We start from the raw sequence: 20,634 nt of genomic DNA on the forward strand, positions 1-20,634 counted from the left end.
TTAAAGAAGAATATTAATTTTAATTTGTAAGGGGTTTAGCGACTATGTTATTCGTTATTTGAATTTATAAGATTTTTAATTTGCTTTTGCCCTTTCAGGGCGATACTCACGATCACTTTTTTTATAGTGCGTTGCACTATGCTTGTGCTTTAGGGCTTTCAGCCTTCTTTCGAATGTCTCGTGGACTTATATTGGGTATGAGTAAGGGTAGATATTTTTTTTGTAAGTTTTGCACTAAGTGTATTTGGAATATTTGAAATGCCACTTCTGTACATAAAAAAATCTATGTTTCCAGGTGTAAAAACTATAAAATAAAAGCAAGAAGAATCCCTAAAACAATCATAGAGACTTTGGCAACATTGAATTTATGTCCTTCGCTGCTTTCGAAAATAATGGTTGAGGAAATGTGAAACAGAATTCCGATAACGATGGCTGTAATTTCAGTGTAATATTTGCTTAGAACGGGTAAATATTCAGAGGCAACGGTACCCAATGGTGTCATAACTGCGAAGGCAAGCATGAAAGCAAAAATGGCTTTTTTATTCAGCTCTGCATTGATAAAAAAGGTGGTCAGAATTACGGCAATTGGTAAATGATGAATTGCAATTCCAAGAGCCAGACCATGATGATGGCTTACCGGAAAACCTTCCAGAAAAGCATGAATACACAAGCTGGTAAAGAGCAGCCACGGAATCTGTGACATCTTGGCGTGCCCATGAACGTGACCGTGTTCGGCTCCCTTAGAGAAAAACTCCAGTATAATCTGGAATAAAATTCCAAGCATGATGAAGATACCAATATTGTGCTTATGTGTTTCATAAACTTCAGGTAACAGGTGCATTACGGTTAAGGACAATAAAAATGAACCGCTAAACGCAAGCAGCAGCTTTAGATTGGTTTTGCTCTTTGGTTTTAAAAACAAAGCCACCATATAACCTAAAAGTACAGAGAATAAGGGGAGTAGATAATTCATTTTTTATGGTTTAACCGTTGATTTGTTTAACCGTTTAATTGTTTTTGTTTAGCGATTAAACGGTTAAACAATTAAACGATTGCCCATTTTATTTAAAAATCATGATTAATCGTTCACTTTCGGTTTTGTGGAATTTTTTGAGTTTATAATCTCCAAAAATATCCAACAGGAAAATTCCGGCTTCTGCCATTAGTTCTTCAAAATCTTTTAAAGTTAAGGCTTTTACTTTTTCTGTGAAATGGTAATTTTGTCCCTGATCCTCAAAATCTATTTCTTTAAAAATATGTCCGTCCTCCACATACCTTTTGATTTTGAAATCAATTCCGTCCACACTTTTTACTTCTTCAGGTACCAAAGTTTCGATAACCTGAGTAACGTTCATAAAGTCGATTACCGCAAAACCGTATTCAGATAAACTTTCTTTAATGGCTTTAAGGGTGGTTAAATTATCGTCGTCACTTTCAAAATACCCAAAACTGGTAAATAGATTAAAGATTGCATCAAACTTTTCTTCAAAAGGTTCACGCATATCGTGCACTTTAAAATGCAGTGTTTCGTTACTGTTTTTTGTAGCTTCTGCAATACTGTTTTCAGACAAATCGGCACCTAAAACATTAAAGCCTAGTTGGTTTAAATAAATAGAGTGACGCCCTTTTCCGCAAGCCAGGTCTAGTACTTTCGCTTTTTCAGGCAAATTCAGATAATGGGTTAGATTGTCCATGAAAATCTGAGCTTCGCGATAATTTCGGTCTTTATAAAGAATATGGTAATAGGGAGTATCAAACCATGAAGTAAACCAATTTTCGGTATTACGTTCCTGATTTGGTGAGGATGAGTTTGCTGCTTCAGACATTTATTCTATTTCAATTAATTCAAAGTCCGGCAAATTTAGTGTATTTTTGCCGAAAAATAACTATTTCGCAACGATACCTCTATGAATCCTTGCGGAAATGCAGCAGGTGTACGGATATGCAGATGCAGAGGTCAACAGCAGTACATTTGAAATAATTCAAAAATAAAGATGGAAGAAAATTTTAGAATGATAGCCAAATGTTTTTTTGGTTTTGAAGAAATATTAGAGAATGAATTGCGTACTCTTGGTGCTCAGGATGTCGAAAAAGGAGTGCGAATGGTAAGCTTTAAAGGAGATAAAGGGTTCATGTATAAAGCTAATTTATCGCTTCGTACTGCACTTAAAGTTCTAAAACCTATTTATTCGTTCAGAGCAAATAATGAACAGGCACTGTACAAAGGAATTTCGGGAGTAAACTGGTCTAAATTATTAAATGCCAATCAGACTTTTGTAATTGATGCGACTGTACACTCCACTTATTTCAACCACTCTGAATTTGTTTCTCAAAAATGTAAAGATGCTATCGTGGATCAGTTTAGAGAAAGAACAGGACAGCGTCCGAGTATCGATAAAGCTTTTCCGGATTTACGAATTAATGTTCATATCGATAAAGACCAGGTTTCTGTTGCGTTGGATACTTCAGGGAATTCACTGCATCAGCGTGGTTACCGAACTGCAACGAATATTGCGCCAATTAACGAAGTTTTGGCTGCGGGAGTATTACTGTTATCAGGATGGGAAGGACAGAGTCATTTTGTAGATCCAATGTGTGGTTCCGGAACTTTTCTGGCAGAGGCAGCTATGATCGCCTGCAATATTCCGGCGAATATTAATCGTAAAGAGTTTGCATTCGAAAAATGGAAAGATTGGGATAACGATCTTTTTGATCAGATTGTAAACAGCTTGATGAAAAAAACAAAAGAATTTCATTACACTATAAAAGGGTTTGATAAAGCGCCAAGTGCTGTAAATAAAGCCAAAGACAACATCCGAAACGCCAACTTGGAAGATTATGTTACCGTAAGTGAGGATAACTTTTTTGATAGTGAAAAAGCGGTAGAAGGAAAGTTACATATGGTCTTCAATCCACCTTACGATGAGCGTCTGGATATCCATATGGAAGAATTCTACAAAAATATCGGAGATACTCTAAAGAAAAGCTACCCGGGTACAAACGCCTGGTTTATTACGGCCAATCTTGAAGCTCTGAAATTCGTAGGTTTAAAACCATCCCGAAAAATTAAACTTTTCAACGGAAGTCTTGAAGCACGTTTGGTAAAATACGAGATGTACGAGGGAAGTAAGAGAACGAAATTTCAGGTCTAAGGTTCTAAGGCACTAAGAGATTTGGTTTGAGAAATTTATTTTGTACTATTTTTTATTTCAATATTGAAGTACTAAAATAAATCTTAGAACCTCAGAGTCTTAGCGTCTTAGCACCTCAAAAAACAATAATAATTTAAGGTTTAAAAAAAAGGACAAAGGAATCTACGAAGTATAATCTTAGAATCTTAGTTCCTCAGAACCTTAGCAACTTAAAGAAAAATGACAAAACTACAAGTAAGAGCTTTTTTATACCAATTAGGATGTTTCGCGATTCTATTTATTTTAGGGAGATTTTTAGTAGCTTCTTATACCGGATTAACGGGATTTTGGATTCCGATGACCGCTTTTATTGTCGCTACATTAATTTCGCCTAAATTTCAGTCCGTAAAGACTAAAGATGGAGAAAAGCTTTTCATGAAATGGATTTTTATAAAAGGAATTAGAGAAATTGGATAATTAATGGATTGTATATGAGGATAATTGGACTTATAGGCGGAATTAGCTGGGTTTCTACAGCAGATTATTACAAACTTATAAATGAGGGGATTAATAATGAGCTGGGAGGGCTTAATTTCTCAGAGTGTCTGATTTATTCTTTCAATTATGCCGACATTAAAAAGAATAACGATGCCAATGATTGGGAGGCGACTTTTAATTTGCTTTTAAAAGGGTGTCAGTTTCTTAAGCAGGGCGGGGCAGAAGCTATTGTGTTGTGTGCGAATACCATGCATTTGATTGCTGACCGACTTGAAAAAGCGATTGATTTGCCAATTATTCACATTGCGACTGAAACGGCATTGGCGATTCAGAAGAAAGAAGTGAAAAAAGTAGGTTTGATGGGAACGAAGTTTACCATGGAACTTGATTTTTTTAAAGATAAATTAGCCGAAAAAGGAATCGAGACTATCATTCCTAAAAATGATGCCGACCGCGATTTTATGCACACCACAATCTTTGAAGAATTAGGAAAAGGTTTGGTGACTGAGGCCACTAAAAAGCGCTATCTGGAAATTGCCAATCAATTGATAAAAGAAGGCGCTGAAGGGATTGTTTTAGGCTGTACCGAGATTCCCTTGGTGATAAAACCAGAAGATGTTTCTGTCCCGGTTTTTGATACTACTTTAATTCATTCTACTGCTGCTATTGAATTTCAATTGTCATAAAAAGGTAGAAAAAACAGTTTTTAAAAAAGATAAATTCCAAATAGTATTATAGATTATTTGGAATTTATCTTTTTTAATTCCCGTAGTATCAGTTTGGACGAAGCCAAAGCTGTTTGTCTGAGCGGAGTCGAAGGAGCCAGTCTTAGCAAAGTTGAAGCTGTCTATCTTGACAGAGTCGAAGCTGTCTGTCTGAGCGGAATCGGAGCTGTCTGTCTGAGCAGAGTCGAAGCTGTCTGTTTGGGCGGAATCGGAGCTGTCTGTCTGAGCGGAGTCGAAGGAGCCAGTCTTAGCAAAGTTGAAGCTGTCTGTCTTGATCGAGTCGAAGCTGTCTGTCTGATCGGAATCGGAGCTGTCTGTCTGAGCGGAGTCGAAGCAGCCAGTCTTAGCAGAGTCGGAGCTGTCTGTCTGAGCGGAGTCGGAGCTGTCTGTCTGAGCGGAGTCGAAGCAGCCAGTCTTAGCAAAGTTGAAGCTGTCTGTCTGAGCGGAGTCGAAGCTGTTTGTCTGAGTGGAGACGAAGCTGTCTGTCTGAGCGGAATCAGAGCTGTCGGTCTGAGCGGAGTCGAAGCTGTCTGTCTGAGCGGAGTCGAAGACAGATTTTAGCTTTAAAAACAAATTCCAAACAGTACCTATTGCACGGTTTGGAATTTGGAATTTTTAAAATTTGGAATTTATTACTTTCTAATAGTTTCCTTTTTTATGGTTTCAGGAATGATTGTCTTCTTCTTATAAAGTGGAATGAAGTAAGAAACGGTATAGTTAAACCCGATTCCGAAGCTACCATCATACGTTCTGTTAAAGCCTGGAATATAAAGGTTGTCAAATCCGGAAGGTTTTTTATTAGAAGCCAGCAGTTTAAGCTGAACGCCAAAACCAACAAACACATTGTTAAAAACCTTTGCTTTTACACCCATTGCCACTTCAAGCCAACCTGCAGTAAGACCATTGTATTTCTGACCGGAAACAATTGCCGGCTGTTCTCCCCAGTATGGATTTGGGTTGTAAATTTTATAGGTATTCAATTGCTGACTAAAAGTACTGAAACCACCTCGAAGTCCAATGGTGATTAAATTTTCCATATCCAGCCAGTTTTGGTACAAATTGTAATCAAAACCTCCTTTGATGTAAGTTCCGGTTGTTGTTGAATTTAATCGGTCATCGTCGGTAGTTTTGTCTTCAAAACCAAGTTCGGCAGCCAGATAGTATTTTTTGGTCAGACGAAAATCCCCGGTAACTTCAATACCTTTATAATTCTTGTCATATAATCCACGGGTTAATTTGTACAAATCTACCCCCACACGAAGTCCGTAACGATCCGTTTTGATGCTATCCTGTTTAGTTTCCTTAACAGCTGGTTTAGCAGTTTGGGCTTTCGGTTTTGTTTTTACGATCTCTTTGGGTGCAGCTGTATCCGATGTTTCCTGAGCCTGACCTAAGAACATTGAAAACAGTAAGCAAAAACTATAAAAATATTTTAATATGTGTTTCATTTTCAGATTCAATGTGTTTTATGTCTGTAAAAATTTGTTTTATCCAGAACCCATCGCCAGCCGGGTCGATTAGGTCGTTGGGTTTTAGCGGATCAAGATCAAAAACGGTCTTAAATCCACAGGCTCTTGATACATATACATTCTCACGAGTATAGTAAAATGTTATCCGATCGCTGTTTCTGGTAGCAGGATTAGTGCTCTGAGAGTTATAAACAAAATCATATGTGGTGGTATTTCGGTCTATTCTCAAAGGTATCGAGATTGTATTCGAATTGGTTACATATCTTAAAGGATTATCTTCGTCTGTTATGCTTTTGTTGAAAACAATTCCCTTACTTTCTCCCTCTCCGGTTACTTTTAGATTTATTACGTTTTCTTTTACAGTAGGTTCGGCATCTTTATAAAAGGTAATTACCAGACGCGGGGTAGTAGGTGTACTGGCATCACAAATGTCATCTTTTTCACAGCTGGACAAACCAAAAGTAAAGATTAGTAAAAGAGAGATTATTTTTTTCATTTAGATATTTTGTTATCGAAGTTCTAAAAGCACAACATTTTCGACATGGTGTGTTTGTGGAAACATATCAACAGGTCTGACACGGGTTACTTTGTATTTTTCGTCCATTAAAGCCAAATCACGTGCCTGAGTTGCTGAATTACAGCTCACATAAACGACTTTTTTAGGAGCAATCTTCAAAATTTGATCAACAACCGCAGTATGCATACCATCTCTTGGCGGATCGGTAATAATAACATCCGGTTTTCCGTGCTGAGCGATAAAGGCTTCGTTGAAAACAACTTTCATGTCACCAACAAAAAACTCACAATTGGTAATATTATTGCGCTCTGCATTTGCTTTAGCATCTAAAATAGCCTCAGGAACACTTTCTACACCAATTACTTTTTTCGCCTTTTTTGAGACAAATTGTGCAATAGTTCCCGTTCCGGTATACAAGTCATAAACTGTTTCGTTTCCTGTAAGCCCTGCAAAATCACGTGTTATTTTGTACAACTCGTAGGCTTGATCTGAATTAGTCTGGTAGAAAGATTTAGCGTTGATGCTAAATTTCAAACCTTCCATTTCTTCCAGTATATAGTCTCTTCCTTTGTATAGTTTAATATCCTGATCGTAAATAGTATCGTTTTGCTTGGCATTTATCACGTATTGTAACGAGGTAATCTGCGGGAACTTTTCGTAAAGGTGATCCAAAATCAGTTCGCGGTTTTTTTGATCATCCTCAAAAAACTGGATCAAAACCATAATCTCACCGGTAGATACTGTACGAATCATTACCGTTCTCAACAAACCGGAATGCTCTCTTGGATTGAAGAAAGCCATGTTATGTTCGTTAGCAAAAGCTCTAATCTCATTTCTGATGGCATTTGAAGGATCTTCCTGTAAATGACATTTTTGAATGTCCAGAATTTTGTCCCACATTTTCGGAATATGGAATCCTAAAGCATTTCGGTTTCCTAAATCCTCCGTACTTCCAATTTCTTTCTCGGTTAACCAACGGCTGTTAGAAAATGAAAATTCCATTTTGTTTCTGTAGAAAAATTGTTTTTCAGAACCCAAAATGGTTTCAAATTCGGGAAGCTCTACTTTTCCGATACGCTGTAAGTGATTTTTTACTTCATTTTGTTTGTAATACAGCTGTTGGCTGTATTTCATATTTTGCCATTTGCATCCTCCACAAACACCAAAATGATCGCAGATTGGCTCAATACGATGCTCTGATAATTCGTGAAATTTTACGGCTTTGCCTTCATAATAGGCTTTTCTTTTCTTAAAGGTCTGTACGTCTACTACATCGCCAGGAACGACATTCGGAATAAAGATTACTTTTCCGTCAGGAGCCTTTGCTACTGATACTCCTTTTGCTCCTGCATCAAGAACCTGAATTTGATGAAAGACAATTTTGTCTGTATTTTTTCTTCCCATAGCGCAAAAATAAGGGTTTGTAAACTTTTATAAATTTAATTTTTAAAATATTTTATCAAATTGCCTAATTTAGTGGTTTAATCAAGTTTAAAAGTTAACTTTGTTTATAACAAGCGCCCTGAATACTGCCTTTTTTATAACCTATTAGTATTGTTGTCCTTTATGAAGTTGTATCATAATCTGTCTCAAATTGGCTTTTTAAAGAAAAGCTATGCTTTCAAATTTTTGTTTGTTGCTTTTATAGGTATTCATATCCCTCTAATAGGAATTTTATTTTTTGTGCTGTATTATAATCACAGTGTTTCGGCGACTTCAATTTTGATTTTTTCTTTGGTTATGACATTATTGGCGACATTAGTGACGCTTTTAGTTTTAAATCACTTAATAAAACCCATTTCAATAGCCTCAAAAGCCTTAGACGATTACAGACACAATAGGAAATTATCTATTTTGCCTACAGAATATAGTGATGAGGCAGGTTTACTCTTGTGTAATATTCAGGAATCGATCTATGAATCAGAAAGTTTTATCAATGAAAAACAGGATCTGATTTATATGCTTTCGCACGATTTGAAAAATTTCGCAGGAAATCCTCAGGGACTGGCGCGACTCATTATAAGTGAAAAACCATCAGAATCAGTTCGACAATTGGCAGAATTGATTTGCGAATCTACCAATCTGCAGTTTCGATATATTGAAAACTTCATCAAATTATTACAAGAACAAGATCGGGTAGTGAAAGGAAATTTGGAGATCAGTATGATAACCTTCCCTAATATTTTACCTTTCATCAATGAACAGGTTGAACAGCGCCTGATTGATAAGAATATTAAATTAAGTCTGAATTTAGAGCTTGTTGAAGCAAAACTAAGAATTGACGAAGGTTTACTGGTTCAGGTTTTAGTGAATTTGATTAGCAATGCCGTTAAATTCTCTTATTTTGATAGTGAGGTTAAAGTGAGAATTTATACCGAAGAGTCAAAATTCATCGTAACAGTTACGGACAATGGAATTGGTTTTGATAAAAATCAGATTGACGAGCTCTTTAAAAAATTCACAAAAATGAGTAGATTGGGTACCGCTAATGAATCTTCAACCGGAATTGGATTGTATCTCTGTAAAAAAATAATTGAGAAGAATAAAGGCAAATTAACAGCAACTAGTGAGGGCAGAAATAAAGGTGCTGAATTTAGAATTGAGTTTGAATTGTAGTTTGTTGTTTTTGGTTTGTTGTTTATTGTTTATTGTTTATTGTTTATTGTTTATTGTTTATTGTTGAGGCTCTATGATGCTGATTGATATTCTCTTGAATATAACGCTCCTCCGGAGCTGTTTTCTTACAAGGAGAAATTGTCTGTAGTTATTTCGCTCCTTCGGTGCTCAATTTTAAAAGCTTTTTCACAAGATTTAAAGAAAATAAATCAGCGTCAATCAGCGTTTTCGCTTTAGCGAATCCGTCTAATCCGCGTTTCAATTTGCGATATTCTTATGCCCAATTTATAATTTATGGCTCTGAACGAATTCTGTTTTCGATTAAAAGTATTTCAATTCAGAACCATAAAGTTGTTTTTAGTCAAATAAATCAGAAGACAAATAACGATCGCCACGATCACAAATCACGGCAACAATAACTCCTGATTCCAGTTGCTCAGCAATTTTTAAGGCAACAGCTACAGATCCTCCGCTGCTCATTCCGGCAAAGACACCTTCTTCAAGAGCAAGCCTTTTAGTCATTTGCCTGGCTTCTTCTTCGCTTACATCGATAACAGTATCTACTTTCGAGGCGTCAAAAATTTTTGGCAAATATTCCTGCGGCCATTTTCTAATTCCCGGAATTTGAGATCCATCACTAGGTTGGGCTCCAATGATTTGAATGTTAGTGTTTTTCTCTTTTAAATAGGTTGAAGTCCCAATGATAGTTCCCGTAGTTCCCATTGCTGATACAAAATGGGTTACCGTTCCTTCCGTGTCGTTCCAGATTTCCGGACCTGTGGTTTTGTAATGTGCTTTCCAGTTGTCATCGTTTGCAAACTGATTTAGCATCAAATAACCGCCCTGAGCGACCTTTTTGTCGGCATAGTCCCTCGAGCCAATAATTCCTTCACTAGCGGGCGTTAAAATGACTGTGGCGCCATAAGCACGCATCGTTTGAGTTCGCTCTTTTGTGGAATCTTCAGGTAAAACCAATTCGATTTCGATTTGAAACAATTGTGCAATCATTGCCAGAGCAATTCCCGTATTTCCGCTGGTAGCTTCAATGAGTTTATCGCCTTTTTTAATATCACCTCTTTCAATAGCCGAAGCAATCATATTGTATGCCGCTCTGTCTTTTACACTTCCTCCTGGGTTATTACCTTCAAGTTTCAGTAAAAGCTTTACGTTTTTATTTTTAACCAAATTGACGGTTTCCATCAATGGAGTGTTTCCAATTAGGTTAAGCAATTTCTGTGGACCCATTTTATTTTTTTTCTTTTATTTTAACTTCAGTTGTAGTGGTGTTTAAAACGATTGAATCTTCAGGGATAGATTTGGTGATCCATGCATTTCCGCCTACAATGCTGTTTTTTCCAATAATGGTTTCGCCTCCCAAAATAGTAGCATTGGCATAAATGCAAACGTTTGCTTCTACAGTCGGGTGTCTTTTGGCGTTTTTCATTTCTTTACTAACGCTCAGAGCTCCTAAAGTAACACCCTGATAAATTTTTACATGTTTTTTAATTACAGTAGTTTCTCCAATTACAATTCCCGTAGCGTGATCGATAAAAAAAGGAGAAGCAATCTCAGCTCCGGCATGAATGTCGGTTCCTGTAATTCGATGTGCGTACTCGCTCATCAATCTTGAGAAAAGTAATAGATCCAGACGATACAATTCGTGACTTAGTCGGTAAATGGCGATCGCGTAAAATCCGGGATATCCCAAATAAACTTCATCGATGCTGTTTGATGCCGGGTCATTTTCAAGGATGTATTCGGCGTCCTGATTTAGTTTTTCCAGAACTCCGGGCAATTTTTCCAAAAAACGATCCCACATTGCATCACACGAATTTTCAGATTTTTTACAGGCCAAAACAGCAATTTCTTTGAAACGAATCTCCAGTTCTTGGATACTTTCGTCTAAAGCTGCATTGGAATCAAAAAGAGTGTAAAAAAGCTTCTCGGTAAAATCTTCTGTTTTGGTTTTGATGCCGTAATTTATGCTTGAATGACTTTTTAAAGCTTTTATATTTTGTATGATGGAATCTTTTGTCAAAATGGTAAAATTGAATGAATACTTAGAAACGCTAAAAGTAAGGTGTTTTTTGTAAATAAAGGCATGAATTCTACAAAGAAATTTTCTTTTGAAAGTGGTATTTGTGATAAATAAAAGAAATATAAACGGCTGTTTTTTTTATGTAATTCTTAAGCTGTTAAATGTGTAAATTAGCAGTTAAAAATTGTGAAAATGAAAAACAACTCCACTTTTAAAAGCGCTATTTCTGATGTTTCTTTTCCTGAAAGCGATAAAATTTATGGAAAATCGATACATGACCCTATTTTAGGATTGATTATTAAAGATCATCCCTCTTTTAGCGATGAGGATTGTATTGCCGTGAAAGAATTGAATGAATACCGTCAGAGGTATATTTCGAACTATTTATCAACTGAAATTGGAGTGCTTTCGGATCTTGAACAAAGTGTTCTATCTGCGTTAAAAGAAGATAAGTCGATTGTTAGTATTGCTGAAGATGAGCCGGAAACCAGAAATTTAGGCCAAAAAGTCGCAGATCAGGTGGCGGATTTTGGCGGAAGCTGGACGTTTATTATTTCTTTTTTGATTTTTATTGTAGTTTGGATTGGAGCGAATGTTTTTATTTTGGTCAACAAAGGTTTTGATCCGTATCCGTTTATTTTACTCAATTTGATTTTGTCCTGTATAGCTGCGTTACAGGCACCGGTAATCATGATGAGTCAGAATCGTCAGGAAGAGAAGGACAGAAATCGAGCCAAAAAAGATTATATGATCAATCTTAAATCGGAGTTGGAGATCAGAATGATTCATGATAAAATCGATCATTTGATCATGCATCAACAACAGGAGTTGATCGAAATTCAAAAAGTTCAAATCGAAATGATGAACGATATTTTGGATAAGATCAAGAAATGATTCTTACAAAAGTAATGAGGTTAAAAAGGATTTGAAAGACTGAAAAAAGGTTTTATAGTTGAAAGTGTTTAGGGTAATTGAATTTTATTTTTTTGATGCAGAGAGGAAAAAATTTTATAGAAAAAAGGAGAGGCTTTCAGATTAGATTGTGTTTAGAATTGTATTAAAAATCTAATACTAAAAAAGTAAGAATGGAATAGAAAGGGAGGCTTTTGATTTCTAGTGCAAAAGAAGCAAGATTTAATATACGACAATAACACTGTTTTTTTTAAATTAGGAAAATTCTTTTTTCTAAAATCAAACCAGAATTAGTAAGGACAGTTGGACAGGGGTAGTGTTGCTATTTTAAAGTTTCCTATTTTTGAACTTTCAATACTTATAAAAAATGAAAGCGTTTAAAATTTTAATAATGATTCTTGCCATTTCGGTTGCGTTATACGAGCAGGTTTCAGCGGAAAAAAACATCTATATTATGGTAATTGCCATTGCGGTTTTCATGTATGGAATGATGCAGTTGAGTGCAAAAACACCTAGTAAAAACCAAGATAAAGAAGAGCAGGATGTTGACTAAAGGAGATAAGGTTTCGGTCTTAGACGAAGCGATAAACGGAACAGTAGTTTCGGTGAAAAACAAGGAAGTTTTAATTGAAACCGAGGACGGTTTTATGATGACATTTTTTGTCAATGAACTACTTAAAGTACAAGATTCCAGTAATTTAATGAATTCTATCAAAAGAATTGATTTAGATGAGATTTCAAAAGAGAAAACAGAGCCAAAACCGCGAAGTTTTGTGAAAGAAAAGAAAGATAAACGTGAAATTTCGGCTCCTGAGTTTGATTTGCATATCGAAAAACTGGTTCCCAATAAACGCGGAATGTCTAATTATGATATTTTGACTTTACAGACCGAAACAGCCAAAAGGCATATTGAATTTGCGATCAGAAATCGTATTCCTAAAATTGTTTTTATTCATGGCGTTGGTGAAGGAATTCTAAAAGCGGAACTTGATTTTTTATTGGGTCGTTACGACGGAATAGATTTTCAGGATGCTAATTATCAAAAATATGGCTTAGGTGCAACCGAAGTTTATTTTAGACAAAATCAGAAATAAGATCTTATTTCTGTCGTAAAATATTGGGTTTAGGACATAAAAAAAACGTCCGTTTTTCTTTCTGAATTTCTAATGAAATCAGTTTAGAAAAACGGACGTTTTTTGTAGGAATGTAAACAGGTGTGAACTTGTTTTGAAATTACCTTTTATGGTGTAGCCGATACCTCAAGAATTCCGTAATTGTAAATAGTTGGTAATTTAAAACTACTGTTGGTTCTTGTGAGTTTTACCCCTTTAAGAACGATCTTGTGGAAATAAGTACTTCCAACAAGAGTTGTACTGACTTCGATAATTCCACTTACATTTTGTACGCCATTATCTGCAGTCCATATTTCGTTTACAGTTGGAGTAGTCGGTAAAGGCGTAGCGCAAAAATAATCCTGAGTTAGAGAAGTACCATTGTAAGTGCGCAATAAAACTTTATTGGTTGAAGAACCAATTAAGCCTGTTTTAGGCTGGTTGGAAGGCGTAACAACATTTTCAAGCAGTTTAGGATCGATGCTGTCAATTGTTAAAGCGCTTGAAGGTGTGAAATTAAATAATTGCTTTGAGGTTGGACATTGTCTGACAACTGTTTGGAAAACAGTATTCGGAGCATTGTATGTGGTTTTAAAAAGGCCAAATGAATATTCGGCCTCTACTTGTGGGCCTGCAGGTTTTAGAAAAGTAATATTCTGGAAAAAGATATTGTGATTGTAACCTGTAATGGTAGAGCTTCCATCAGTGTTATCGGTTACAGCTGCTGTAATAACATCTACAATTTTTCCGGCAGTGGCCTGCCATTCCTCAGTTACAGCCGGTGTTGTTGGAGGGATTGCGCCACAAATATTGTTAACTCCTATAAGACCGTTATAGGCTCTGTATACTACCCGGATATCGGTATTGTTGATGTCAAAAGTTTTAGGTTTTCCAGGTTCCGTTGCATCATTAGTAAGGCTGTTAGGAGGTAATTGAATTAAAAGTGACTCTTGTTTTTTAAGTTTGTATATAATATTATTGGTTGTTGTGTTACAGGTTGCGGCTGTAATGGAAGGGTCACTAAAATCAATTGTATCTACTACTAAATCCCCATCGTCGCAGCCATTTAATAAAAGCGCTAAGAAGAGAAGGCTTGCATATTTTTTCATCGTAATTTTATTTGAGGTCAAAAATAGTGAAAAATTTGGCAAATGATATTCTAGATTTGACAATTGATATTTCATAACTTTGTATTAATGAAAAAAGTATACCTCGATAACGCCTCTACAACTGCTATGCGCCCTGAAGTGATTCAGGAAATGATGAAAGTAATGACTGAAGATTTTGGAAATCCCTCTTCTACACACAGTTTCGGAAGAAACGGAAAGACCATTTTAGAGCTTTCCAGAAAAAGTATTGCGAAATATTTAAATTGTACGGCACAGGAGATTATTTTCACCTCAGGAGGAACTGAGGCTGATAATTGGATTCTTCGTTCGGCGGTGGAAGATCTTAAAGCAGAACGCATTATTACAACCAGAATCGAGCATCATGCCGTATTGCATACCGCATTGGTTTTAGAATCTGAATATAACGTTCAGGTGGATTACGTAAATGTAAATCCTGATGGAGGTATAGATTTAACTCATTTATCCAATTTATTAGCCGAAGACAAAAAGACAATTGTCAGTTTGATGCATGTAAACAACGAAACTGGAGCCATTTTGGATCTGGAAAGAGTTGGTGTAATTTGTAAGCAGTATAATGCTTTGTTTCATTCGGATACTGTTCAGTCTGTTGGAAAAACGGAGATCGATCTGCAAAAAATCCCTGTTGATTTTATTGTAGCAAGTGCGCATAAATTTCACGGTCCAAAAGGAGTTGGGTTTGCATTTGTTCGAAAAAATTCAGGAGTACAGCCTTTGATTTTTGGAGGAGAGCAGGAAAAAGGCTTGCGTGCCGGTACAGAAGCTGTGCATCAGATTGCCGGAATGGCAAAAGCATTGTCTCTTTCGTATGAGAATTTAGATGCTGAAAGAAGTTATATTTTCGGCTTGAAAACCTATCTTATGGAGCAATTTGAAGCTCATTTTCCGGGTTTCAGAATCAATGGAAAGAAGGATGATTTTTACAACATCATCAATGTTATTCTGCCTTTCTCAGCAGATAAAACTTCGATGCTTTTGTTTAGTTTAGATATGAAAGGAATTGCTGTTTCCAGAGGCAGTGCCTGTCAGTCAGGGAGTGTGAAACCGTCACATGTTTTGAAAGAAATGCTTTCGGAGACTGATTTAAAATTACCAAATCTCCGAATTTCATTTAGTCATTTCAATACCAAGGAAGATATTGACTGGTTGATTGAGAGTTTAAAAGGTCTTTAGTGGGACTAAGGTTCTGAGGTGTACAGGAGCAAAGGTCTGTAGGGACAAGTAAAATGTACATTGTGAGTGATGTAACCCGAAACCCGAAACCTGAAACCTGAAACTTGAAACCTGAAACTTGAAACCTGAAACTATTTAAAGTTGTTAAATGCAGATTTTAAGCAATCTAAAATCTGCAATCTAAAATCTGCAATCTAAAATCTACAATTACTTACGAATCACTTTTACCTGTGAATCATTAGTGAGTTTTATGATTGTTGAAGGTTTTCCGGCAATCCTGTCGTGATACAGATTTACTACATAGTCAACGCCTTTCACAATTTCCGGATTGATGTCTTTGAAGCCAATAGGGGTCGGCTGTCCCGAAATATTAGCTGAAGTCGAAACCAGTGGTTTTTTCATTCGTTCCAATAATTTAAAACAGAACGGTTCTTTTACCAGACGAACAGCAAGCGAATTGTCGGCAGCTATGATATTTGGAGCGACATTACGTGGTTCATCCAGAATTAAAGTGGTTGGTTTTTTAGATAAATCTAAAATTTGCCAGGCTACTTCAGGGATGTTTTTAAATACATTGTACATCATTTTTTCGCCATTCATCAATACAATCATACTTTGTGTTTCAGCACGTTGTTTGAGTTTGTATATTTTGGCAACAGCCTCAGGATTTGTTGCGTCACAGCCAATTCCCCACACGGTATCAGTAGGGTAGAGTATGATTCCTCCTTCTTTTATGACTTCGTACGCTTTGATTATTTCTTCGTTCATATTACAAGTCAATTATTTTGTATGATGGAATTCCTTTAATTTTAAACTTATGATGATACATATAAAGATTGATTAGTCTTTCTGAAATAAAACCGAAAATTCGGGCCTGATAAGCATCTTCCGGGATTGTAACTCTGGATTCAAGTTCAAATAAAATGGAGAAAAGCCAGGCGTAATAGTTGTCGAATTTCTCTTTTGAACTGACCATCATATTTCCCATGTGAAAAAGGGTTCCTTCGTCCAAAAATTGGGTAATACTGTCTTTGTATTCCGGATATTTTTCCAAAATGATCTGTTTGGTTAAGTCCCAATCCTCTTTTCGGTGATCCTCACAGTAATTTTGGGTTAGAGATCCTTTTTTGAACTTGTACGGGCGGCATAGAATTACGTCATATTCTGAAAGAATAGAAGCTATTTTTTTTTCCAGTTTTTCAGAAGATACGTTGTATAGTTTAGTATTCTTGAAATCTTCGTTTTTGATCTTTTTCTGTGCAGAAGGTTTTAAGTTGTACCAGTCGTTGTAAAAGTTAAGGTATCTTCTGTAATGACAAATACCTACGTAATCAGCTTCTTTTTCGTTTTTCCAAATCCAATAAGCAGCAGTCAATTCACAATAGTTGCTGTTTTTGTTTCCGATATTGTCCTGTGTATTGTCTCTTAAAATGGTATTGGTTATAGATTCGTTTGTTCCCACCTGAATCGGAACCAGAATATCATTGGATAATACAGGGTTTTCTTTATGAGTTACGATAAAAATCTTAATCATTATTCAGTTCTGTTTTAGATCTTTTTAAAGCTATGGCGATTATCTGATGCATGTCGTAATATCTGTATTCTGATAATCTTCCTCCAAATATTACATTCTTTTCCTCTAAAGACAGTTTTTTGTACTCTTCAAACAAGGCTTGATTTTTGGCATCGTTTATCGGATAAAATGCTTCATTAGAAGGATTCCATTCGCATGGATACTCTTTTGTAATAACAGTTTTGCTTTGTTTGCCAAATTCAAAATGTTTGTGCTCAATTATTCTGGTAAAAGGATAGCTGGCATCGTTGTAATTAACGACAGCATTTCCTTGAAAATTGTCAGTATCAAGAACTTCGTTTTCAAATTGTAGAGATCTGTATTCCAGGACGCCTAATTTGTAATCGAAATATTCATCAATCTTTCCGGAGTACACAATTTTATCGGCAAGTTCGTCAAATTTGGCTCGGTCTGAAAAGTAATTGGTATTGGTTACCACTTCAATTCCGTCTAATAGTTTGTCAATTAGTTTATTGTAACCGCCAATAGGGATTCCCTGATAAGTGTCGTTAAAATAGTTGTTGTCAAATGTGAATCTAACGGGAAGTCTTTTTATGATAAAAGCGGGTAATTCAGTGGCTTTTCTTCCCCACTGTTTTTCAGTATATTCTTTTATAAAATAATCGTAGATGTCTTTACCGACAAGGCTTAGTGCCTGTTCTTCCAGGTTTTTAGGATCTTTTACTCCATAAGCAGCTACTTGTTCCTCTATTTTTGCTTTGGCTTCCTGAGGTGTTTTAGTTCCCCAAAGCTGGTAGAAAGTATTCATGTTAAAAGGTAAATTGTACATCTTACCTTTAGAGAGTGACATCGGAGAATTGGTAAAGTTGTTGAATTCAACAAATTGATTCACATAATCCCATATCGCTTTATCGTTGGTATGAAAAATATGTGCACCATATTTATGAACATTAATTCCTTCGATATTTTCGCAATATACATTTCCTCCTATATGGTCCCTTTTGTCAATTACCAGGCATTTTTTTCCTGCTTTTTTTGCTTCATGAGCGAACACGCTACCATAGAGACCTGATCCAATTATTAAATAGTCATATTGCTTTTTCATGATGCAAAAGTAGAGATTAATTAGTAAATTGCAACAAATTACAAAAGTAAAAATGGCAGGAAAAATACAAGTAGGATATCTGGTTTCGTATGATTATGAGTTGTTAAAAACATCACTTCCAACAGTGTATAAAGATGCAGATGCGGTTTTTGTCGCCATTGATAAAAATAGAAATACCTGGAATGGCGGAAGCTTTACCATCGATGATTCTTTTTTTGATTGGATTAAGGATTTTGACGTTGATAAGAAGGTAGTGATTTATGAAGATGATTTTTATGTTCCAACTTTAACTACAATGGAATGTGAAGTCAGAGAGCGAAAAATGCTCGCTGAAAAAATGGGAATTGGGAATTGGATTGTTCAGGTAGATTGCGACGAGTATTTTGTTGACTTTAAAAAGTTCGTTTCAGATTTAAGACGATACGATTCCTATCTAATTAATCCCGAAAAACATCCTATACAGATATGTGCTTTCTGGGTTATGCTTTATAAATATACAGATCAGGGTATTTTATATGTAGATAAACCGCTGAAAGCAATTTTTGCGACAAACTATCCTAATTATAAAAGCGGACGCAGAATCAAAGAGCGTCAGATTTATACCAATAATATTGTCTTGCATGAATCCTTGTCAAGAACAGAAGCCGATTTGCGTTTTAAGCTTGACAATTGGGGGCATAATGTTGATGTAGATAAGGGATTTTTGGATAAATGGCTTGTTGTGAATGAAAACAATTATAAAGAGTACAAAGATTTTTACTATTTACAGCCTAAAAGATGGAAGAAATTAGGATTCTTCTCGACTAAAAGTATCCCTCAGATAAAAGAGATTATTGAGAAAGAAAAAAGACTGAATGTGCCTAAGTTCAATCTCTATTTTAAAAATTTCGGACAGTGGCTGAAATATTCATTGAAGAAAAAAAAGGCATAAGGTAATTTTTAGTTCGTTTTTGCTCTCATATTTGATTTTTCTTAATTATTAAGGTTATTTTTGCTTCCTTCCATTTACCTCTTAGAATTGCAGACTATTGAACTGCTTTTTGATGCTTTGGTTTGAATAAAATAAATCATTGAGCATTGGAAATGGGTAATAAATTAATATCAAAGTTATAGTTAATGATCTCAAAATTTAGATTTTCAACAGCAGTAAAAAGTTCCAGAGATATCCTGACTTTTATTAAAAATTTTAATACTTCAGGCGAGTTGTTTGGGAATGGAGACCGAAATGTTATTAAATTGTTTGATCTTGAGGAGAAAAAAATCAACATTAAATCGTTTAAAGTTCCAAATCTAATTAATAAAGTGGCTTACCGTTATTTTAGAAAATCAAAGGCAAGACGTTCGTACGAATATGCTACCATTTTATTAGAAAAAGGTATTGGAACTCCACAGCCCATAGCGTTTTTAGAGAACTTTAATTTTGTAGGACTGAGAGACAGTTATTATGCAAGTGAGCATTTGACAACTGATTTAACCTATAGAGAACTTGTAGAAATTCCGGATTACCCGGATCGTGACAATATCTTAAGGCAATTTACAAGGTTTAGTTTTGGTCTTCATAAGAAAGGAATTGAATTTTTGGATCACTCACCTGGAAATACGCTTATTAAGAAGAAGCAAGACGGAAATTACGATTTCTTTTTGGTCGATTTAAACCGAATGGAGTTTCATGAATCAATGAGTTTTGAAATGCGTATGAAAAACTTATGCCGTCTGACTCCTTTAAAAGAGATGGTGGCGGTTATGAGTAATGAGTATGCAAAGTTTTATAAAGAAGAATCGGAGCAAAGAATATTTGAAACTTTGTGGAAATATACCGCTGATTTTCAGGAGAAGTTTTACAGGAAAAAGCGCTTAAAAAAGAAGCTTAAGTTTTGGAAGAAGTAATTCGGAAAAGCTCTTTATAGCGGATAAAGACACTGTAAGCATTTAGATAACATATCGTGATTCCTTTGGCTCCGTCTAAAAAGCCCAAACGAACTAAAAACTGATACAAAAAAGTATAAACAGGATGGAAAATCATCAATAGACGAGATGATTTCTGTCCTTTTTTTTGCTTTTCATTGGCCTTTAAAACCCCGTAACTGTACATTTTTGCTTTGTAGTCAGAAAAAGAAGTATACGAGAAATGAATGATCTTATTCTTTAAAGTTGAAATAGACCCGTTCACGATCAGTTTTTCATGTACCATTCTGTCCTGATTGTATCGACAGTTAGTCTTATTGAAAAGTCTGAAAATTTTATCCGTTTGCCAGCCGCTAAAATGAAGCTTACGGCTTTGGAACATAAAAGTTCTGTAAATGAAATAGGCACTTGCTGTATCTTTTTGATTGATGGTGGCTGCGATTTCCAGTTTTAGTTCCGGAGTTAATCTTTCATCGGCATCGATGAATAAGATCCAGGAGTTTTTTGCCTGATCAATCGCAAAATTACGTTGTGAAGTGTAATTAACGAACGGATTCTGGATTACTTTTACGTTTTTAAAAGATTCAATTATGTCCAGCGTCCGATCGGTACTGTACGAGTCTACCACAATAATTTCATCGGCAAAATCGATATCTTCCAGTAATGATTTTATATGCCCTTCTTCATTAAGCGTAATAATCAAAACGGATAGTTTTTCCCTGTCAGTAGTATTCATAAGTTCTTCACTCAT

Annotated in this window: 22 protein-coding genes; 10 read left to right on the top strand and 12 right to left on the bottom strand. The window is 35.6% G+C overall.

What is annotated here, in order from left to right; all coding sequences use genetic code 11:
- Positions 1-304 precede the first annotated feature (304 nt).
- Positions 305-973 (bottom strand): ZIP family metal transporter, encoded by a 669-nt coding sequence (locus LNQ34_RS16315; RefSeq protein ID WP_202701341.1) that lies wholly within the window; start codon positions 971-973, stop codon positions 305-307.
- A gap of 88 nt (positions 974-1,061) precedes the next feature.
- On the bottom strand, positions 1,062-1,826 hold the full coding sequence (locus LNQ34_RS16320; RefSeq protein WP_017498387.1) for a class I SAM-dependent methyltransferase: 765 nt from the start codon (positions 1,824-1,826) through the stop codon (positions 1,062-1,064).
- 168 nt (positions 1,827-1,994) lie between these two features.
- On the opposite strand from LNQ34_RS16320, the gene LNQ34_RS16325 reads away from it, so the two are divergent.
- The 3 genes from LNQ34_RS16325 (at position 1,995) to LNQ34_RS16335 (ending at position 4,315) form a co-directional block, all read left to right on the top strand.
- On the top strand, positions 1,995-3,152 hold the full coding sequence (locus LNQ34_RS16325; RefSeq protein WP_202701342.1) for a THUMP domain-containing class I SAM-dependent RNA methyltransferase: 1,158 nt from the start codon (positions 1,995-1,997) through the stop codon (positions 3,150-3,152).
- A gap of 219 nt (positions 3,153-3,371) precedes the next feature.
- On the top strand, positions 3,372-3,608 hold the full coding sequence (locus LNQ34_RS16330; RefSeq protein ID WP_017498385.1) for a hypothetical protein: 237 nt from the start codon (positions 3,372-3,374) through the stop codon (positions 3,606-3,608).
- Between the two features lie 14 nt (positions 3,609-3,622).
- Positions 3,623-4,315, top strand: coding sequence for an aspartate/glutamate racemase family protein (locus LNQ34_RS16335; RefSeq protein WP_230000469.1), 693 nt, complete (start codon positions 3,623-3,625; stop codon positions 4,313-4,315).
- A 671-nt stretch (positions 4,316-4,986) separates the two neighbouring features.
- Here LNQ34_RS16335 and LNQ34_RS16340 read toward each other — a convergent pair.
- The 3 genes from LNQ34_RS16340 to rlmD are packed head-to-tail and all read right to left on the bottom strand — an operon-like array spanning position 4,987 to position 7,744.
- The gene (locus LNQ34_RS16340) at positions 4,987-5,802 is read right to left on the bottom strand and encodes a DUF6048 family protein (RefSeq protein ID WP_230000470.1); all 816 of its coding nucleotides are present in this window, start codon (positions 5,800-5,802) and stop codon (positions 4,987-4,989) included.
- Positions 5,774-6,319 carry a DUF6452 family protein gene (locus LNQ34_RS16345; protein WP_202701349.1) on the bottom strand — a complete coding sequence of 182 codons (546 nt, stop codon included), beginning with the start codon at positions 6,317-6,319 and terminating at the stop codon, positions 5,774-5,776. Before LNQ34_RS16345 ends, LNQ34_RS16340 begins: the two co-directional genes overlap by 29 nt.
- A gap of 12 nt (positions 6,320-6,331) precedes the next feature.
- Positions 6,332-7,744 carry a 23S rRNA (uracil(1939)-C(5))-methyltransferase RlmD gene (rlmD, locus tag LNQ34_RS16350; protein ID WP_230000471.1) on the bottom strand — a complete coding sequence of 471 codons (1,413 nt, stop codon included), beginning with the start codon at positions 7,742-7,744 and terminating at the stop codon, positions 6,332-6,334.
- Positions 7,745-8,080: 336 nt separating this feature from the next.
- Between rlmD and LNQ34_RS16355 the strand changes: the two genes are divergently transcribed.
- Positions 8,081-8,956: a sensor histidine kinase gene (locus tag LNQ34_RS16355; protein WP_230000472.1), complete on the top strand. Its 876-nt coding sequence runs from the start codon at positions 8,081-8,083 to the stop codon at positions 8,954-8,956.
- A gap of 357 nt (positions 8,957-9,313) precedes the next feature.
- Here the strand turns inward: LNQ34_RS16355 and cysM are convergent, their stop codons facing one another.
- Together cysM and LNQ34_RS16365 are read right to left on the bottom strand one after the other, a co-directional pair.
- Complete coding sequence (gene cysM, locus LNQ34_RS16360) at positions 9,314-10,201, bottom strand: cysteine synthase CysM (protein ID WP_230000473.1); 888 nt, start codon at positions 10,199-10,201, stop codon at positions 9,314-9,316.
- A gap of 1 nt (position 10,202) precedes the next feature.
- Complete coding sequence (locus LNQ34_RS16365) at positions 10,203-10,994, bottom strand: serine O-acetyltransferase (RefSeq protein ID WP_230000474.1); 792 nt, start codon at positions 10,992-10,994, stop codon at positions 10,203-10,205.
- Between the two features lie 192 nt (positions 10,995-11,186).
- On the opposite strand from LNQ34_RS16365, the gene LNQ34_RS16370 reads away from it, so the two are divergent.
- The 3 genes from LNQ34_RS16370 (at position 11,187) to LNQ34_RS16380 (ending at position 13,000) form a co-directional block, all read left to right on the top strand.
- Complete coding sequence (locus LNQ34_RS16370; protein WP_202701359.1) at positions 11,187-11,888, top strand: DUF1003 domain-containing protein; 702 nt, start codon at positions 11,187-11,189, stop codon at positions 11,886-11,888.
- Positions 11,889-12,273: 385 nt separating this feature from the next.
- Positions 12,274-12,459, top strand: a complete 186-nt coding sequence (locus tag LNQ34_RS16375) for a hypothetical protein (protein ID WP_017498305.1) — start codon at positions 12,274-12,276, stop codon at positions 12,457-12,459.
- Positions 12,449-13,000: a Smr/MutS family protein gene (locus LNQ34_RS16380; protein ID WP_230000475.1), complete on the top strand. Its 552-nt coding sequence runs from the start codon at positions 12,449-12,451 to the stop codon at positions 12,998-13,000. The genes LNQ34_RS16375 and LNQ34_RS16380 overlap by 11 nt, the downstream gene beginning before the upstream one ends.
- Before the next feature lie 146 nt (positions 13,001-13,146).
- Here the strand turns inward: LNQ34_RS16380 and LNQ34_RS16385 are convergent, their stop codons facing one another.
- The gene (locus LNQ34_RS16385; RefSeq protein WP_230000476.1) at positions 13,147-14,127 is read right to left on the bottom strand and encodes a hypothetical protein; all 981 of its coding nucleotides are present in this window, start codon (positions 14,125-14,127) and stop codon (positions 13,147-13,149) included.
- Positions 14,128-14,214: 87 nt separating this feature from the next.
- Here LNQ34_RS16385 and LNQ34_RS16390 point away from each other — a divergent pair, with 87 nt between their 5' ends.
- Positions 14,215-15,339 carry a cysteine desulfurase family protein gene (locus LNQ34_RS16390; protein ID WP_230000477.1) on the top strand — a complete coding sequence of 375 codons (1,125 nt, stop codon included), beginning with the start codon at positions 14,215-14,217 and terminating at the stop codon, positions 15,337-15,339.
- 207 nt (positions 15,340-15,546) lie between these two features.
- Here the strand turns inward: LNQ34_RS16390 and LNQ34_RS16395 are convergent, their stop codons facing one another.
- The 3 genes from LNQ34_RS16395 to glf are packed head-to-tail and all read right to left on the bottom strand — an operon-like array spanning position 15,547 to position 17,978.
- Positions 15,547-16,107, bottom strand: coding sequence for an L-threonylcarbamoyladenylate synthase (locus LNQ34_RS16395; RefSeq protein WP_230000478.1), 561 nt, complete (start codon positions 16,105-16,107; stop codon positions 15,547-15,549).
- 1 nt (position 16,108) lies between these two features.
- Entirely contained in the window at positions 16,109-16,873 is a 765-nt protein-coding gene (locus LNQ34_RS16400; RefSeq protein WP_230000479.1) for a DUF4422 domain-containing protein, read from the bottom strand.
- A complete protein-coding gene (gene glf / locus LNQ34_RS16405; protein WP_230000480.1) occupies positions 16,866-17,978 on the bottom strand; it encodes a UDP-galactopyranose mutase in 1,113 nt (370 codons plus the stop codon). Before glf ends, LNQ34_RS16400 begins: the two co-directional genes overlap by 8 nt.
- A 52-nt stretch (positions 17,979-18,030) precedes the next feature.
- Between glf and LNQ34_RS16410 the strand changes: the two genes are divergently transcribed.
- Both LNQ34_RS16410 and LNQ34_RS16415 read left to right on the top strand, forming a co-directional pair.
- Complete coding sequence (locus LNQ34_RS16410; RefSeq protein ID WP_230000481.1) at positions 18,031-18,909, top strand: hypothetical protein; 879 nt, start codon at positions 18,031-18,033, stop codon at positions 18,907-18,909.
- 185 nt (positions 18,910-19,094) lie between these two features.
- Positions 19,095-19,865, top strand: a complete 771-nt coding sequence (locus LNQ34_RS16415) for a Kdo domain containing protein (protein WP_230000482.1) — start codon at positions 19,095-19,097, stop codon at positions 19,863-19,865.
- Here LNQ34_RS16415 and LNQ34_RS16420 read toward each other — a convergent pair.
- On the bottom strand, positions 19,846-20,634 hold the full coding sequence (locus LNQ34_RS16420; protein WP_230000483.1) for a glycosyltransferase family 2 protein: 789 nt from the start codon (positions 20,632-20,634) through the stop codon (positions 19,846-19,848). The genes LNQ34_RS16415 and LNQ34_RS16420 overlap by 20 nt on opposite strands.

Source organism: Flavobacterium lipolyticum (assembly GCF_020905335.1).
Lineage (GTDB): Bacteria > Bacteroidota > Bacteroidia > Flavobacteriales > Flavobacteriaceae > Flavobacterium > Flavobacterium lipolyticum.